18 protein-coding genes are annotated in these 16,338 nt (G+C 60.6%); 5 read left to right on the forward strand and 13 right to left on the reverse strand.

The window, feature by feature from the left end; translation table 11 throughout:
* Positions 1 to 90 precede the first annotated feature (90 nt).
* Positions 91 to 348, forward strand: coding sequence for an ArsR/SmtB family transcription factor (locus SIB92_RS19680; protein ID WP_412555873.1), 258 nt, complete (start codon positions 91 to 93; stop codon positions 346 to 348).
* 5 nt (positions 349 to 353) lie between these two features.
* Here SIB92_RS19680 and lepB read toward each other — a convergent pair whose 3' ends face one another.
* The 4 genes from lepB to ubiA form a co-directional block, all read right to left on the reverse strand.
* Positions 354 to 1,367, reverse strand: a complete 1,014-nt coding sequence (gene lepB, locus SIB92_RS19685) for a signal peptidase I (RefSeq protein ID WP_412553613.1) — start codon at positions 1,365 to 1,367, stop codon at positions 354 to 356.
* 98 nt (positions 1,368 to 1,465) lie between these two features.
* On the reverse strand, positions 1,466 to 1,792 hold the full coding sequence (locus tag SIB92_RS19690; protein WP_412553614.1) for a hypothetical protein: 327 nt from the start codon (positions 1,790 to 1,792) through the stop codon (positions 1,466 to 1,468).
* The gene (locus SIB92_RS19695; protein WP_412553615.1) at positions 1,779 to 3,947 is read right to left on the reverse strand and encodes an OmpA family protein; all 2,169 of its coding nucleotides are present in this window, start codon (positions 3,945 to 3,947) and stop codon (positions 1,779 to 1,781) included. Before SIB92_RS19695 ends, SIB92_RS19690 begins: the two co-directional genes overlap by 14 nt.
* A 61-nt stretch (positions 3,948 to 4,008) precedes the next feature.
* On the reverse strand, positions 4,009 to 4,974 hold the full coding sequence (ubiA, locus tag SIB92_RS19700; RefSeq protein WP_412553616.1) for a 4-hydroxybenzoate octaprenyltransferase: 966 nt from the start codon (positions 4,972 to 4,974) through the stop codon (positions 4,009 to 4,011).
* Between the two features lie 12 nt (positions 4,975 to 4,986).
* On the opposite strand from ubiA, the gene SIB92_RS19705 reads away from it, so the two are divergent.
* The 4 genes from SIB92_RS19705 (at position 4,987) to SIB92_RS19720 (ending at position 8,634) form a co-directional block, all read left to right on the forward strand.
* Positions 4,987 to 5,712, forward strand: coding sequence for a 16S rRNA (uracil(1498)-N(3))-methyltransferase (locus tag SIB92_RS19705; RefSeq protein ID WP_412553617.1), 726 nt, complete (start codon positions 4,987 to 4,989; stop codon positions 5,710 to 5,712).
* The gene (locus tag SIB92_RS19710) at positions 5,709 to 6,560 is read left to right on the forward strand and encodes a GNAT family N-acetyltransferase (RefSeq protein WP_412553618.1); all 852 of its coding nucleotides are present in this window, start codon (positions 5,709 to 5,711) and stop codon (positions 6,558 to 6,560) included. The genes SIB92_RS19705 and SIB92_RS19710 overlap by 4 nt, the downstream gene beginning before the upstream one ends.
* Before the next feature lie 130 nt (positions 6,561 to 6,690).
* On the forward strand, positions 6,691 to 7,200 hold the full coding sequence (locus tag SIB92_RS19715; protein WP_412553619.1) for a hypothetical protein: 510 nt from the start codon (positions 6,691 to 6,693) through the stop codon (positions 7,198 to 7,200).
* Positions 7,201 to 7,263: 63 nt separating this feature from the next.
* Positions 7,264 to 8,634 (forward strand): glutamate--cysteine ligase, encoded by a 1,371-nt coding sequence (locus SIB92_RS19720; protein WP_412553620.1) that lies wholly within the window; start codon positions 7,264 to 7,266, stop codon positions 8,632 to 8,634.
* 24 nt (positions 8,635 to 8,658) lie between these two features.
* Here SIB92_RS19720 and SIB92_RS19725 read toward each other — a convergent pair whose 3' ends face one another.
* The 9 genes from SIB92_RS19725 to SIB92_RS19765 form a co-directional block, all read right to left on the reverse strand.
* Positions 8,659 to 9,129 (reverse strand): hypothetical protein, encoded by a 471-nt coding sequence (locus SIB92_RS19725; RefSeq protein WP_412553621.1) that lies wholly within the window; start codon positions 9,127 to 9,129, stop codon positions 8,659 to 8,661.
* Between the two features lie 100 nt (positions 9,130 to 9,229).
* A complete protein-coding gene (locus tag SIB92_RS19730; RefSeq protein ID WP_412553622.1) occupies positions 9,230 to 9,670 on the reverse strand; it encodes a hypothetical protein in 441 nt (146 codons plus the stop codon).
* Positions 9,671 to 9,750: 80 nt separating this feature from the next.
* Positions 9,751 to 10,191, reverse strand: coding sequence for a hypothetical protein (locus SIB92_RS19735; RefSeq protein WP_412553623.1), 441 nt, complete (start codon positions 10,189 to 10,191; stop codon positions 9,751 to 9,753).
* Between the two features lie 137 nt (positions 10,192 to 10,328).
* Complete coding sequence (locus SIB92_RS19740) at positions 10,329 to 10,802, reverse strand: hypothetical protein (RefSeq protein WP_412553624.1); 474 nt, start codon at positions 10,800 to 10,802, stop codon at positions 10,329 to 10,331.
* 56 nt (positions 10,803 to 10,858) lie between these two features.
* Positions 10,859 to 11,314: a hypothetical protein gene (locus SIB92_RS19745; protein ID WP_412553625.1), complete on the reverse strand. Its 456-nt coding sequence runs from the start codon at positions 11,312 to 11,314 to the stop codon at positions 10,859 to 10,861.
* Between the two features lie 156 nt (positions 11,315 to 11,470).
* On the reverse strand, positions 11,471 to 11,989 hold the full coding sequence (locus tag SIB92_RS19750) for a hypothetical protein (RefSeq protein ID WP_412553626.1): 519 nt from the start codon (positions 11,987 to 11,989) through the stop codon (positions 11,471 to 11,473).
* Positions 11,990 to 12,069: 80 nt separating this feature from the next.
* Positions 12,070 to 12,567: a hypothetical protein gene (locus tag SIB92_RS19755; protein ID WP_412553627.1), complete on the reverse strand. Its 498-nt coding sequence runs from the start codon at positions 12,565 to 12,567 to the stop codon at positions 12,070 to 12,072.
* Between the two features lie 63 nt (positions 12,568 to 12,630).
* Positions 12,631 to 15,003 (reverse strand): 1-deoxy-D-xylulose-5-phosphate synthase N-terminal domain-containing protein, encoded by a 2,373-nt coding sequence (locus tag SIB92_RS19760; protein ID WP_412553628.1) that lies wholly within the window; start codon positions 15,001 to 15,003, stop codon positions 12,631 to 12,633.
* Positions 15,004 to 15,084: 81 nt separating this feature from the next.
* Positions 15,085 to 16,299, reverse strand: a complete 1,215-nt coding sequence (locus SIB92_RS19765; RefSeq protein ID WP_412553629.1) for a methionine gamma-lyase — start codon at positions 16,297 to 16,299, stop codon at positions 15,085 to 15,087.
* Positions 16,300 to 16,338: the final 39 nt, after the last annotated feature.

Raw genomic sequence — 16,338 nt, forward strand, 5'->3', positions numbered from 1 at the left:
TCATCTATATTGATAATTGACGATATAGCCCAAGAGTCAACTGAGTCGGTGACGGCGCAGGCAAATATCTTTGCTGCGTTGTCCAGTCCGGTGCGCTTGCAGATTATGCTTTGGTTGCTCGACCCGCGCCCGCATTTTGCGCCGCAGGTGGATGGGGACTTGGTTGAGGATGGTGTTTGCGTGGGGCGGATTGTCGACAAGCTGGACCTGTCGCAACCCACGGTCAGCGCGCACATGAAGAAGCTGAGCGCCGCCGGATTGGTGCGTGGCAAAAAGATCAACAACTGGATTTTCTACAAGCCGCAGCGGGACGTGTTGGCGGACGCGGGCGTGGTGTTGGGGAGTTAGGCTTGCTACCACACCGGGTGCCAGAGACGATCCCAGCGCCATTGCGACAGATCCCGATAGCTCTCGCCTGAGGACGAAAATGCGACACGGAACAGCTTGTGCGTGACATTGGAAGCCGGCACAAAACCAAAACCGCGCGCGGCAAGGGGCGCGCGGCTGTCGGTGGCATTGTCGCGATTGTCTCCCAACATAAACACATGGCCCTCTGGCACGGTGTAGACACCAGTATTATCCGCCCGGTTTTGCACGATGTTGAGGATTTGATGGCGGTGGCCATTGGGCAAAGTTTCCTCGAACAGCTCTTTGGAGCAGGTGCGCCCGATGCCCACTGGTGCGTTGGCGCAGCGGGGAAGGAATTGTGATGGGCCTTGTGGTTGAAACAGTTCGTCAAAGCTGCCCAGTGGGGTTTGCTGCGCCGGTGTGTCGTTGATGTGCAGGATGCTATCCATCATTTGGATGCGGTCCCCCGGCAAGCCAACTACGCGGGCGACAAATTCGTAGCCGGTGGCAGGGTGGGCAAACACAACGACGTCACCGGCGGCAACGGTGGCGCCATCAATCTGACGGGCAATGGCAAAGTCGCCCACCAATAAGGTGGGTTTCATGCTGCCTGAGGGGATGGTGTAGGGCGCCCAGAAGGCACGGGACAGACCCAGGACAATCAACAATAGCAAAATGGTTTGGCCCAGGCGGTGGGTCCAATGTGCGGGCCAAGCATGGTCGGGTTGGGCCTTGGGGCGGAAACAGCCAAAAACAATGAAAGCGAAAAGGCCAAGGATTGGAATGGCGACCAACAGGCTCCAATAACCGGACGCACCGAAGCTGTGCAGGCGGCGCACAAGAAGCGGCCAAAGTAGAAATTGGACCGTCGTCAAGGTGGTCAATGCCACCCAAGATGGCAGCGCGCCGATGTCTAAAGCAAAGAGCGCGGCGACCTGGCAGGACAGCGCCAAAAGCAGCGCAATCCAATAGGGTTTGCGGTTGAGCGTGCCGCTCCAGTCAAACGGGGAATAGCGCATCTGTGTCCAACGTGAAGTCTAGAAAAACTTGTGTTGGACTGTGGGCTGCGAAGGTTTGTAGTGCAACCTAAAAGTGAAAATTGTTGTGGGCGTAGGCGTTACGCCCCGCCCAGATGGTCCACGTGGTTGCGCAGCTCTTCAGCTTCCTGACGGGCGTCGCGCAGGCCGTCCATGGCGGCGCGCAGCTCGGCTTCGGTTTGGGTGAGCTGGTTGGTCAGCTCGGCCTCACGCTGTTGCAGGTAGGTGATCGCCTGATCGCGGGTTTCTTCGGCTTCGTGCAGCTCCTGGGACATGCGCTCCAGCTGGTCGACGTCGGATTGCGCCACGCGGGTGAAGCGGTGCACCAGCCAATTGGCAAACCAGCCCATGCAGAAGGCCACAAACAGAATGACGGCGGTGGTCAGGATGAACTCAATTCGTGTCATTGGTCTGGGTCTCCTCGCCGTCTTCCTGCGCGGCGTTGTCTGTGGATGTCTCGTCAGAGGCGGCGTCCGCGCCTGTATCCGCTGTGGCGTCTGCCTCGGTGGCAGGGGCGTCGGCGGCTGTGTCGTCCGTGGATGCGTCTGCTTCAGAGGGGGGCGTCTCGTCGGCGGTCTCGGTCGCGGCTTCTGGCGCTGCCTCGGCGGCTTCCTCTGACGTGGTTTCGGCGGTGCCCGCCTCAGCGGCGTCTGCTTCGCTTTCGCTTGGTGCTGCCTCGGCTTCAGTGGTTTCGGCCTCAGCATCGGAGGCCTCGGCGCCGTCTTCTGCTGTGGCCTCGGCCTGTTCTTCTTCCGGCACGATGCGGACAAATTCGATGCGGCGGTTGGCTTCGCGGCCTTCTGCGGTGTCGTTGTCAGCAATCGGCTGGCTCTCGCCATAGCCAAGGGCGAGGAAGCCTTTGGTCAGCACGCGGCGTTCTTGTAGGGCGGTCAGAACTGCCAAGGCTCGGGTTTGCGACAGGGCCTGGTTCATGCTTTCGCGGCCCTGGCTGTCGGTGTGGCCCTGGATTTCGATTTGCAGCTCGGGACAGGCGTTGAGCTCTTCGGCGAGCTTGTCGATGATCCCGGCGGCGCTGGCGTCCAGCGTGCCGCTGCCGGGTTCAAAGGCAATCTTGGTCTCGTCCTGAAGGGCCTGGATGTTGGCCATGCACTCTTCGTTGGTGGGCAGGCCCGCCAGCGGATCAAGCGCCTCAAGATAGGTGACGTTGATGGCGAAGTGATCGGTTTGGCTCAGTTTGTCGGCCAGCAGCTGCGCGATGCGGGCGTTGGTCTCGGTGTTGCCGGTGTTGCCGGTGACGGAGACGGCCTCTGGGGTCACAATCAGAGAGCCGTTGTTGAGCAGGGAGAGCGCGTCCAGTCCAGCCATCACGCGGAAAGGCCATGTGGGCGGCAGGGTGTCGTCCAGGCGGGTCGCCATATGCACGGTGTCGGTGCCAAAGCGGGCGCGGGCGTAGCTGTCAGTGGTGTCGCGCGCAATGTCGTTGGGCAGGCGGCCGCGCAATTGCACAAGACCTTCGGGGCTGAGCGTGGCGGTGAACTCCTGCGCGACGGTTTCGCCCTCGGCCTCTGGTGTGGGCGGCAGGGTGGCCAGCAGCGCAAAGGCTTCGGGCAGGGTGCCTTCGAGTTCGCCAACAACACGGTCAAACAGAGCCTGATCGGTGCCCATCAGCGCGGTCAGGGTCACGTCGGCATCGGAGAAGGTCAGCGTGCCGCCGCCCAGTTCATTCAGGCCGCGAATGGCGGTGGCCACCGCGTCACCCCAGCTGGTGGAGGGCACACCAAGACCAATCACGCAGTCCACTTTGCCTTCCAATCCCGCAGCGCGGGCAGCGGTGAGAATTTTGGCGCGGGCTTTGTCTGTGTCCGCAGAGCAGGCGTCAAAGCGGGTGACGTCGCCGCCTTTGACAAGGCGCAGGGTGAAGGGGGTGATCACCGGACGCGGGGCGGAGATGTTGAGGTTCACCTCAACGCCATTGGGGGCGCGGCGGGCGAGGTCGATTTCCAGCTCGGCGCGCTGCTCGGGGCTGTCGGCCATGGCGGTCACGTCGACGCGGCCAGCCTGGACCGAGATTTTGGAGCGTGGCAGATCTTTGAGCGCGGAGACGGCAAAGCGGGAGGCGGCGGACCAGCCCGCGGGGGCGGCATAGTCGGCGGTTTCCAGAAGGTCGGCAACGTCGCCGCTGTCGGAGATGTCCTGCAATTCGCGCAGCAAACGGTCACGCGCGGCGCTTTCCGGGATCAGACCAATCAGCGAGATGCCCGCGTCGTTGCGCAGGATTTCTACGGAGAAGCGCGGCGGGGCGATGGCGGCCGTGGCGGGCACTTCCATATTGTCGATCACGCGTGCGGCGTCGACGATGCGGCCTGCGGCGGAGATGGCTTTGAAGCGGTCCGCCTCGGATGGGGCCACGCCCGCGAGGAAGATCTGCAGGCCTTCGGCGTGCACCTCGGCCCAGTCCATGCCGGACTTGGAAAGCTCGAGCTCGACAGAGGACTTGGAGGTGTCTTCGATCAGATCAGCGGAGAGGCTCGCGGCGACAAGGCTCAGAAGCCCCGCCGAGGCGAAGGTAACAAACAGGATAAGGAGGGAAGAAAGTCGCATTCAGAAAGTGTGGTCCGTCCAGTGGTGCATGGTTGATACGGGGTTATGACCCCGCTTGCAATCACAGGAAAAAGGCGGTGGCGAAAAACAGCAGAGGGATCAGGCCGGTGTCGCGGTTGGCGCGGAACAGGCGCAGGAGCACGGCTGTGTCTTCGGTGTCGAGTTGGCGCAGCTGCCATTGCATGTGCCAGCCCATGGTGAGCGGCCCCAGAAGGGCGACGGCCATGGAGGCGGGGCCGCGCTCGATGGTGACCATCAGCACGGCAAAGCCAAAGAGCATGATGGTGAGGGTCAGGAAGCCTTGCAGCCATTGCGGGCTGTTTTTGCCAAACAGCCTTGCGGTGGATTTCACCCCGATGAGCGCGTCGTCTTCGGTGTCCTGATGGGCATAGATGGTGTCGTAAAACAGCGTCCAGCTGATGCCTGCGGCGTAGAGGATCGCGGCGGGCCAATCGAGGCTGCCGGTGTGGGCAGTCCAGGCCAGCAGAGCGCCCCAGTTGAAGGCGAGGCCCAAGAAAACCTGGGGCCACCAGGTGAAGCGTTTGGCAAAGGGGTAGATTGCCACGGGCAGCAGGGAGGCGATGCCGAGCAGGATGGCGTTGACGTTGAACGTAAACAGGATGGCGGCGGAGATCAGGGCTTGGATCACCATCCAGACGGCGGCTTGTTTGGCGGTCACTTGACCTGACGGAATGGGGCGGGAGCGGGTGCGCGCGACCTGCGCGTCAAACTCGCGGTCAGTGATGTCGTTCCAAGTGCAGCCTGCGCCGCGCATGAGGAAGGCGCCAATGGCGCAGCCGACGGCGATCCAGAGATCGTGCAGCGTGGCCTGACCGTCGCTGAGGATCGCCAGTGCAAGGCTCATCCAGCAGGGCAGTAGCAGGAGCCAGGTGCCAATGGGACGGTCGGCACGGGACAGGCGCAGGTAGGGGCGGGACCAGGCCGGGGCCAGATGGTCGACCCAATTGCCTTTCACAGCGTCAGAAACTTGCCCCTTGGGGTCTTCCTTTGCGGGCGTGTCGGCCATATGTCGGTTCCCATGAAACAGGCAAAAGTCAGACTGTATGTAGAGCAGGGCTTGGGGGAAGGGCAAACCATTCCTCTGACCAAAGAGCAGGCGCATTACCTTTTTGGCGTGATGCGCATGGCGGTGGATGATCCGGTGCTGTTGTTTAACGGGCGGGATGGCGAGTGGCGCTGTGCTGTGACTGTGGCGAATAAACGCAACGGGGAGCTGGTGTGTGAAGCGCAGACCAAGCCGCTCCAGATGCCGCCGGACCTGTGGCTGTGCTTTGCGCCGATCAAGAAGGCGCGCACGGATTTTATTGTCGAGAAAGCAGCAGAAATGGGTGCGGCGCGGATTGTGCCGGTGAACACCGATTTCACCAACAGCGAACGCATCCGGCAGGATCGTCTGCAGGCCCATGCGGTGGAAGCGGCGGAGCAATGTGGCGGGACCTATGTGCCGGAGGTCAGCGATCTGGTGAAGCTGGATCGGTTGTTGGCGGAGTGGCCCGAGGGGCGACAGCTGATGTTCTGTGATGAGGCCGAGGTGGGCAGTACCAAGCGGCTGGCGGCGTCTGCGGGGGGACCTTGGGCAATTTTGATTGGGCCGGAAGGTGGGTTTTCTGAGGCTGAACGGGACCGGTTGAAGGCGTTGCCGTTTGCGCATGTGGTGAGCCTGGGCCCGCGGATTTTGCGGGCGGATACGGCGGCAGTGGCGGCGATGACCCTGTGGCAGCAGGCGCTGGGAGACTGGCAGTGAGCTGGCGCGCGGTGACGGACGCCGACCTTGCGTGGATTGAGCCATTTCTGCGGGAGCATGTGCAGAGTTCGATGTTCTTTTTAAGCAATCTCAATGAATACGGGCTGCATGGTTCTGCCGACCGGGCGATGCGTATTTGGGCGTTGGATGATGATCGCAAGGGCCTGTTTGCGCTGTCCAATGGTGGCATGATTTTGATGCAGGCGCCGGATGCTACAAAAGAAGATTGGTTAGCGACACGCACCTTTTGGGCGGAGCGGGAGCTGATCGGGTGTTTGGGCGACGGTGCGCAGGTGGCTGCTTTTTTTGAAGCCACCGGCATGGGCGACCGGCCGATGTCGCTTAATGAAGATGAGCCGGGTTATCGGCTGGAACTGGCGCAGCTCAAGATGCCGGAGTGTGACGGGTTTAGCATGGTGCCGCTTGGCGAAGAGCACCGCGCATTGGCCGTGGAGTGGCGCACGGCTTACCATGGCGAGGTTCTGGGTACGCCGGCAAATAAATGTGCCGAGGTCGCAGCGCAGGATATTGCGCGCTGTATTGAGCGAGACACGCACCGCATTTTGCTCAAAGACGGCGTGCCTGTGAGCAAAACCGGGTTCAATGCCACCTTGCCGGATACCGTGCAGATTGGCGGTGTTTATACGCCGCCGGAATTGCGCGGGCAGGGGCTGGCGCGGCGGGCGGTGGCGCTGCATTTGCAGGAAGCGCGGGACAAAGGCGCGACGCGGGCCATTTTGTTTGCGGCCAATGAAGCGGCGGCGCGAGCTTATGAGGCCATTGGATTTGAACGTAATGGGACGTTTTCGTTGATGATGTTTATGGCGGACGAGGATGTGGAAGCGTGAGTAAACCGACGTTTCCAGTGAAGCACTAAGGGCGGTGACTGACCGCGGGCGGAAAGCGAAGCGCCCGCCCATGGGGGCGGACGGGCGCTGCCCGAACTGGCGTCCGGGCGAAGCAAGAGAGGTAAGTGACATGACATTCATTCGACCTGATGCCCGCGCGGCGGTGGCGCAGTGGCGGGAAGCCCTGGTGGGCGGCGTGGTTTTGCTGCTTGGTACATGGTGGGCCAGTGGCTTTGGTGTGATGAAATGGCTCGGCATTGGCCTTGTCGCCGTGGGCGCGGTGTTGATCGTGAGCGGTCTGCAGCGCGGGCGGTTTCGGATTGGCAAAGGTGGGCCGGGTGTGGTGCAGGTGGATGAGGGCGAAGTGGCTTACTTTGGGCCGCTCAATGGTGGCAGTGTCGCCATTCGCAGCCTGAGCCGCGTGGTTCTTGACGGACGCAGCACGCCACCGGTTTGGGCGCTCTATCAGCCGGGGCAGGCGCCGCTGCATATTCCGGTGAATGCTGAAGGCTCTGATGCGCTTTTTGATGCCTTTGCGTCGCTGGATGGCATCCGCACGGAAAACATGCTGGCTAAGTTGAAGGCCACACCGGATCAACCGGTTGTGATCTGGGCCAAATCAGATCCCCGGTTGCATTGACACTGCCGGGAATTACCCTCACCACTACTGTCCCAAGCGAGTTTGCAGGAGCGGAGCAAGCCTATGTCTATCCCACAGTCCGGCGGCGGGCCGATTGAGCATCACGACCAGCTGGCGGAATACCTCAGTTCTGGCTGCAAACCCAAAGAAGACTGGCGTATTGGCACCGAGCACGAGAAGTTTGGCTATTGCAAAGACACACTGAAGCCACTGCCCTATGAGGGCAAACGCTCCATTCTGGCGGTGCTGGAAGGCTTGCGCGATGGGCACGGCTGGTCCCCGTTGGAAGAAGGCGGCAAGCTGATCGGCTTGGAAAAAGACGGCGCCAATGTGAGCCTTGAGCCGGGAGGGCAGTTGGAACTATCCGGCGCGCCATTGGAGAGCATCCACCAGACCTGTGATGAGGTGAACCAACACCTGACCGATGTGAAAGACATCGCCGACAAGATTGGTGTGGGTTTTATCGGCTTGGGCGCGGCGCCGATTTGGTCCCATGAGCAGATGCCGGTGATGCCCAAGGGGCGCTATAAGCTGATGACTGATTACATGGACCGCGTCGGCACCATGGGTAAGGTCATGATGTATCGGACCTGCACCGTGCAGGTGAACCTCGATTTTGCCTCTGAGGCGGACATGGTGCAGAAGCTGCGCGTGGCGCTGGCGTTGCAGCCGGTGGCGAATGCGCTGTTTGCCAATTCGCCGTTTCTGGATGGCAAACCCAATGGGGTGAAATCCACCCGGGGGCTGGTCTGGCGTAATCTGGATGACGACCGCACTGGCATGTTGCCGTTTGTGTTTGAAGAGGGCTTTGGCTTTGAGCGCTGGGTGCAATACGCGCTCGATGTGCCGATGTATTTTGTCTATCGCGACGGGAAATACATCGACGCGCTGGGCATGTCCTTCCGCGACTTCCTCAAAGGCGAACTGCCGGCGTTGCCGGGAGAGATGCCTACTTTGAGCGATTGGGCGGATCACCTGACCACCGCTTTCCCTGAAGCGCGGATCAAGAAATTCATGGAAATGCGCGGCGCGGACGGTGGCCCGTGGCGGCGGCTTTGTGCATTGCCCGCGTTCTGGGTGGGTCTGATGTATGATCAGTCGTCGCTGGATGCGGCTTGGGATCTGGTGAAGGGCTGGGACGCTGAGACACGCGAGGCGCTGCGGGTGGCGGCCAGCGAAGACGGGCTTCAGGCGCAAGTTGGTAACATCAAGATGCACGATCTGGCGCGCGAAGTGCTGGCGATCTCCGAGGCCGGTCTGGTGGCGCGGGCCAAGCCGGGGGCGGGTGGACTTGTGCCCAATGAGACCCACTTCCTCAACGCGCTGAAAGAAAGCGTGGAGAGCGGAAAAGTGCCAGCGGATGAGCTTCTGGAGCGGTATCACGGCGACTGGAATGGCGATCTGAGCCAGATCTACGGCGAGTATAGTTACTGATTTTGTGAAAGGGACGCCGTTGACTTAGAGCAGGTGGCGTTCCTGATGACCCAAATCGGGGAAGAACTCGAGGCACTCTTCTGGCAAGTTGAGTGTCGCGAGCATTTCCGGATAGCCGGGAACTACATGTAGGCGGATCGGGATATTCTTTGCCGCGATGAGACCCTCGTACATGAGTATTGCAGGTTCGGACACTTTTGTGCTGCCAACCAGACAAATGTCGATTGGGCTGTTCAGGCTGCCGTGGGTTTGGTTCGAGCGCCGGGTGAACTCATTCATTTCATCATAGCCAATTTCGAAGGAGGTGACCTGAAAAAAGTCGCTGACCTCGGACATGCCGGGTCTGTATTCCGGGCGCCGATAGCAGGCCTGGGTTTCTTCAAAGAGCTCCTGAGGTGTGACCTTTCCCGTGTAGATGATGTGGACGAGGTCGAGCTCCGGGATGATCGTTAGACTGACGGGCATCGCTTTCCTTTTAATTACTTTGCGATGCATCTTTTGTCAGGGCAACCCCCGTTGCCTTGCCTGCGCAAAGGAAAGTGCCACCTGCGGCACCTTTTACAACCGCTGAGGCGACAGGGCGTTTGGCACGGCTTTAGAACAGATGACTTTCGAGGCGACAAAACTCGGGAAAGAGCTTCAAGCTGTCAGGCGGCAAGTTCAGTAGTTCGAGGACCTCGGGGTATCCTGGCACAATGTTCATTTCGAAGGGTATACCGCAGGCAGCATAAAGGCTTTCATACATGGCCACCGCAGGGGTAATGGACTTGCTTTCTCCGACAAGAATAAGCTGAATTGGCTCTGGCACTTCTGAGAGGGACTCTCGTGTTGAAATGGCGTGCGCCAGCAGTTCTTTGAAACCAATATCGACTTCTGTCACTTGTGACAGATCGTTTACTCTTGGCATGTTCATGTGAAAGTTAGGGTCCGTCCCACGTTGCTTTTTCTGATGCAGAAAGTCTTCAATGGTGATCCGCCCTGAATAGACATTGTGCAGCAACCCAAGTTCGGGAATGACGTTGACGCTGATTGGCAAGAAAGTTCCTTTTCCTTAGCAGGTTGCTGTGTTCCTAGACTACCGCGCTTTGGGGTCTTTGTGAGGCGGAAATGGTTCTTTTAGAGCAGGTGGCTTTCTTCGCGGCAGAAGTCGGGGAAAAAAGCGAGGCCTTCGGCGGGCAGGTTGAGCAGGGCCAGAACTTCGGGGTAGCCGGGCACAACGGTGACTTCAAATGGGGCGTTGCTGGCGGCGGAGAGGTTTTCATACATCGCCATGGCCGCCGTGGTGACCGCGGTTTCGCCCACCAGAACCAGTTGGATGGGCTCGGTCACATCGCGGTAGGTTTCCATTGTGTGCTGGGCGTAAGCCATCATTTCATCAAAGCCGATGTCCACCTCGGTCACTTGGGACAGATCGTTGATCGCGGGTATGCCCATCACAAAGGCTGGGTTGTCATGGCGTTTGATTTGCTCGTCATACAGATCCTGGATGGTCACGCGCCCGGAATAGACATTGTGTACCAGTTGAAGTTCAGAAATGACGGAGACGCTGATCGGCAATTTAAAATCCTTTTCAGCAGTTTGCGGCCCATTGGATACTATTTCAAGTATTGCGCGAGCAAGGCACAACGCGATCGCTTATTTGGTATTGTGTTGCGCCTCTGTCAACCGTTTGGCGGTGCCTGGTATTTTCGTTTTTAGACGGGATGGCTTTCTGTTTGGCAAGTCTTCGGGAAGTGCTGAATGGCCTCGGCGGGCAAATCGAGAAGCGCAAGCACTTCGGGGTAGCCGTTGGCCGTCTCGATTTTGGCCTTCGGGTCCTGTGCGGCCACAAGGTTGCGGAACATTTCCACCATAAGGGCAGGCTGTCCGGTGAGGCCGAGAAAGACAACATGCAGAGCGGCGCCCTGGTCTGCGTGCAGCGTTGCGAGCTCTTTGACAAAAGACTGGTGGATGTCGAAGCGGGTGTCGATAAAGCCAACCTGGGACATATCCGCGATTTCAGGCATGCCGAAGCGATAGTCCGGTTGGGCGTAGCACGTAGTCAGCGCGCTGCGCAGCTCATCTTCGGTGAGGGTTCCGGTTCCGACGACGTGGACCAGGGACAGTTGCGGTATGATCGTTGCGGTGACCGGCATCGGGCGTTCCTGAATATTGGCATCCTGTGTCAAGGATTGCCCACCGAAGCGCGCGGGGTCAAGAAACTCCGGCGACGGTCAGAGGGTGGTCAGGATGAGAGACGGTTGAGCAGATGTGCTTCGCTGCGGCAGTCTTCGGGGAAGAGGTCGATGGTGCGGCGGGGCAGGTCGAGAATGGCGAGTATGTCGGGGAAACCCTGGACGATGTCGACGCTGGCGATGCCGTCTTCGAGCTCTGACAGAGAGCGGAACATTTCCGCCAGCCAGGTGCTTTGTTCGTTGCTGCAGACAATGAAGATATGCACATGTTCGCCGCGCTTGCGGTGGCGCTCCTGGATGCCGGCGGTAAAGGCCTTCATCTCGTCAAACCCCACGTCGAAGTCTTGGAGATTGAGCATGTCGAGGATCATATGCATGCCGGGCGTGAACTCCGGATTGGCATGCAGGGCCTGGGAAGACGTGGTGAAGTCCTCAAAGGTGACGCGACCTGTAAAGCGGCTGTACACCAGCGGAGCCGGGGTCAGCAGTTGGCTCTCAATCGGCATGGGCACTCCCTAGTTTGGCGCCGTGTCGGTTTTGCCGTGGTCCAGTCGGCTTGTTGTCAGGATGTGAGTCCTGTTGGGCTGTGTCAAGTGGTCGCAGGTGTTTGACGTCAGGGTATACCGGTTGGGGGCGACGCTGGAACCAAAAGGGGCTGTTGCTCAGGAGCTGCGACGGGTGAACAGATGGGACTCGATTTGGCAGTCCTCGGGGAACAGCTTGATGGTGTCCGGTGGCAGGTCGAGTATGGCGAGGACGTCAGGAAACCCGTGCAGGATGTCGATGTTGGCCAGGCCGGGTTCCAAGTCGGCCAGGGCGCGGAACATTTCCGCCAGCCAGCGGCCTTGCTCGCTGCTGCAGACAATGAAGATATGCACCGGTTTGCCACGGGCGCTGTGACGGTTGCGGGTCAGGGCGGCAAAGTCGCGCATCTGGTCAAAGCCGATGTCAAAATCGGTCACGTCGAGCATGTCGACCACGGTGTGGGTGCCGGGCACATAGGCCGGATCGGCGTGCAGTGCTTGGGAGGAGGCGGTTAATTCGGCCATGGTGACATGGCCGGAAAACCGGCGGTAGGCCAGTGGAGCAGGACTGAGGATTTTGTTCTCGATGGGCATGCGTGTCCCTGGTCTTTTGATGTTCGGCGCGCGTCCGTCGTCTTGCCCGAGATGCGCAGCCATGCTGATGGCGCCCTGAGGGCTCCGGGGGCAGTATAGCAGATTTAACATTCCAAAAACTGAATTCAATAGGCGCCCGCGGCTCAGAGCAGATGGGTTTCATCCAGGCAATGGGGCGGGAACTCGGCGATCTGCTCTTCGGACAGGTCGAGGGCGGCGAAGATCTCGGGGTAGCCGGGCATCACGTTGATGTTGACGGTGCTGTCCATCGACTCGGCAAAGGCGATATACATTTCGGCAATGGAAAAGCCGAGCCGGTTCTGATCCAGCAGGAACAGGTTGAGTGGCTCGGGATTGGCGTTGTGGAATTTTGTGTAGATCGTGGTGAAAGCGAGCATGTCGTCATAGCCCGCCTGCATATCCGTCACACCGCGAAAATCCCCCACTTCGGTCATGCCACGTATGTAATCCGGCCGTTGATACATGCCATTGAGCGCTTCCCAGAGTTCGCCTGGACCCACCGTGCCGTAAAGCTCCACATGTAAGAGCGCGGATTTGGGCAGGAGTTTGGCGCGGACTGGCAAGCGGGACCCTCTGTGACTGGCAACTGGGCTGTGGGTTGAACAGCGTTGCGCCAGCATGCGGGAAAGGGGAACGGCCCGTCAAGGGGCGAGCGCGCGCCCAAGAGGGGCGCGCGGCAGAGGTTAGGCCTGCGGCAGCAGGCTGCGTCCGGAGGTGAGCGCGTTGATGCGGGAGACGATGGTGGCAGCGTCCAACCCATGGTGGCGGTAGAGGTCGCCGATGGTGCCGGTTTGGCCGAAGTGCTCCACCCCAAGCGGCAGGGTTTGGTGGCCCTGCACAGCGCCGAGCCAGCTCAGCGTGGCAGGGTGGCCGTCGATCACCGTCAGCAGGCGACAGTGTGGTGGCAGCTCACACAAAAGCCGCTCGATGTGGCTTTGGGCCGACATTTGCCCCCGTGCGCGGGCGCGCTGGGCAGCGGTCCACCCCGCGTTGAGGCGGTCGGCGGAGGTGACAGCCAACACGCCGATGTCGCGGCGGTCGTTGGCAATCTGTCCGGCGGCCTTGATGGCTTCGGGCGCAACGGAGCCTTGGTAGGCAATCACCACTTCGCAGTTCGGGCCGGGTTTGCGCAGCCAGTAGGCGCCGTCGATGGCGCCTTGTTTGAATGCGTCGTCGTGGCGTTTGCCGGGTTGCTCGATCGGGTTGGTGGTCAGGCGGAGGTATACAGAGCCGCCGGTTTCGTCGCGTAGCCAAGTACGCTCGTCTGGGTCGCCTTCGCCGTCGCGTTGCAGGTAGTCAAAGGCCCATTCCATGATCACGGCGAGTTCGTCGGCAAAGGCGGGTTCAAAGGAGGCGAGGCCATCTTGAGACATGCCGATCAATGGCGAGGCAATGGATTGATGCGCGCCGCCTTCGGGGGCCAGCGTTATGCCGGAGGGGGTGCCGACCAGCAGGAAGCGGGCGTCCTGATAGCAGGCGTAGTTCAGCGCATCGAGGCCGCGGGAGACAAAAGGGTCGTAAACGGTGCCAATGGGGATCAGGCGTTTGCCAAAGAGAGAGTGGGACAGGCCTGCGGCCCCGAGCAGGAGCATCAGGTTCATCTCTGCAATGCCCAGCTCGATGTGCTGGCCGTCCGGCGTGAACTCCCATTTGGCGGTTGAGGGAATGCGGTGTTCGATGAAGGCATCGGCTTGTGCTTCGCGGGCAAAGAGTTTGCGGCGGTTGACCCATGGGCCAAGGTTGGTGGTGCCAGTCACGTCGGGCGAGGTGGTCACGATGCGTGACGCAAGCGCGCTGTCGCCCTTGGAGAGATCGTCGAGGATTTTGCCAAAGGCCATTTGCGTGGAGGTTTCGCGGTCACTGTCAAGTGAGATCGCGGGAACAGGCAGTTTGGCGTCAGAGAAGCGGCGCGGGCCTTGGGCAAAGAACGGCACTTCAGAGAGGAAATCGCGCAGGGCGGCGGGGTCAGATACGGTGGCCATCGGCTCCCATTCCTGCCCTTCGGCCACACCCATGTGTTTTTGCCACGCGGCCATCTGCGTTTTGTTCATCAACCCGCCGTGGTTGTCCTTATGGCCTGCGATCGGCGTGCCCCAGCCTTTGATGGTGTAGGCAAGGAAACAGGTTGGGCGGTCGTGGTCGATGGCGGCGAAGGTCTCCGCCATGGTTTCCACGCAGTTGCCGCCGAGGTTTTCCATCAGTTCGGCCAGTTCTTCGTCGCTGCGCCGATCCAGAAGCGCGGTGACATCGCCTTGGTCGCCAAGGTCATCCATCAGGTGTTTGCGCCAGACCGCGCCGCCCATGAAGGTCAGGGCGGAATAGTCCTGGTTGGGGCAGCTGTCGATCCAGTCGCGCAGCTTGTCACCGCCGGGTTCCGCAAAGGCGGCGCGTTGCAGCGCGCCGTATTTCACGCGCACCACGTCCCAGCCAAAAGCGTCAAAGATCTTCTCGACACGCTCAAACAGGCCTTCGCGCACGATGCCGTCCAAGGATTGGCGGTTGTAGTCGATGATCCACCAGGTGTTGCGCAGGTCGTTTTTCCAACCCTCTTGCAGGGCTTCGTAGACGTTGCCTTCATCTAGCTCCGCGTCGCCAACCAGCGCGACCATGCGGCCTTGCGGGGCGTCTGCGCCCCAGTCTTTGGCGGTGATGTAGTCTTGGATCAGCGAGGCAAAGGAGGTGATTGCCACGCCAAGGCCCACGGAGCCGGTGGAAAAATCCACATCGTCGATGTCCTTGGTGCGGCTGGGGTAGCTTTGCACGCCGCCAAAGCCGCGGAAGTTTTCCATCTTCTCGCGCGTCTGATTGCCCATCAGATATTGCATGGCGTGGAAAATTGGCGAGGCGTGAGGTTTCACCGCAACGCGGTCTTCGGGCTTGAGCGTGGCGAAGTAGAGCGCGGTCATGATCGAGACCATGGAGGCCGAGCTGGCCTGGTGGCCGCCGATCTTGATGCCGTCTTCTTTGGGGCGGATGTGGTTGGCGTTGTGGATCATCCAATGGGACAGCCACAGCAGGCGTTGTTCAATGGTCTTCAGGTGCTGGGTGTCGGTCATTGTCTGGCTCCGGTGGGCAATCGGGTGGGCAATCGGGGAAGGCGGCCTTGGCGCAAGTGTATCACGCCAAGGCCGAAGGGCTTATTCCGCGGCGATGCGGGTGGGCAGGGCGTCGAGCGCTTGGGCGAGGTCGGCGAGGATGTCTTCGACTTCCTCAAGGCCCACAGACAGACGTACGAGGCCTTCGGTGATGTTGTGCGCGGCGCGCTCTTCCGGCGTGTAGGTGGAGTGGGTCATGGAGGCCGGGTGCTGGATCAGGCTTTCGGCGTCGCCCAAGGACACCGCCCGCTGGATGAGGTTGAGGTTGTTCATCAGGGCGATACCCGCGTCGTGGCCTTCGACCAGTTCAAAGGCAATCATCGCGCCGGGTTTGTCCATTTGACGCTCTGCCAGCTCATGCTGCGGGAAGCTTTTCAGGCCTGGAAAGTACACGGATTCAATGGCCGGGTGGCTTTCGAGCCATTCCGCAACGGTGATGGCGGATTGCACGTGCCGGTCCAGACGCAGGGCGAGGGTTTTGAGGCCGCGCAGAATCAGCATGGCGTTAAACGGCGCCATGACTGCGCCGGTCATATCTTTCATGCCCACCAGACGGATGTCGGCGATCTGCTCGGCGGTGCCGACGACCAGGCCGGCTACCACGTCACCATGGCCACCGAGGTATTTGGTGGCGGAGTGCAGCACGATGTCTGCGCCCAGCTCAATGGGGCGGGTCAGGTACGGCGTGGCGTAGGTGTTGTCGACCACCACGGTGGCGTTCACGCTGTGGGCGATTTCAGAGGCGGCGGCGATGTCGACCAGACGCATGTTCGGGTTGGCCGGAGTTTCGAAATACACCACGCGGGTTTTTTCAGAGACGGCTTCTCGCAGGTTGTCGATGTTGGTCATGTCGACGTGGGTGATGGTCACGCCCCATTTCGCCAAACCGTGCTGCATGAAAGCAAAGGTGCAGCCGTAAAGCGTTTTGTCGACGATGAGTTCGTCACCGGGGGAGAGCAGGGTCCAGAGCGTGGCGGTGATGCCACCCATGCCGGAGGCCAGAGCAAGACCGGCTTCGGCGCCTTCCAGAGTGGCGATGCGCTGTTCCAGCAGATCGCAGGTTGGGTTGGAGATGCGCGAATAGATGTGACCCACGCGGTCACCGGCAAACATCTCGCCACCGGCCTGCGCGGTCTCAAAGGTGAAGGTCGAGGTCAGGTGCAGCGGCGGGGTGAGCGCGCCTTCGTTGTCCTGCGGGTCATAAGCGTGGTGGATGGCGCGGGTGGCGAAGCCTTGTGGCGCGTTGCGTTTGGTCATGGGGAGGGTCCTCGCGTGAAACTGTTGGGGTCAGTTTGG

The sequence above is a fragment of the Shimia sp. MIT1388 genome, assembly GCF_047124445.1.
Lineage (GTDB): Bacteria > Pseudomonadota > Alphaproteobacteria > Rhodobacterales > Rhodobacteraceae > Shimia.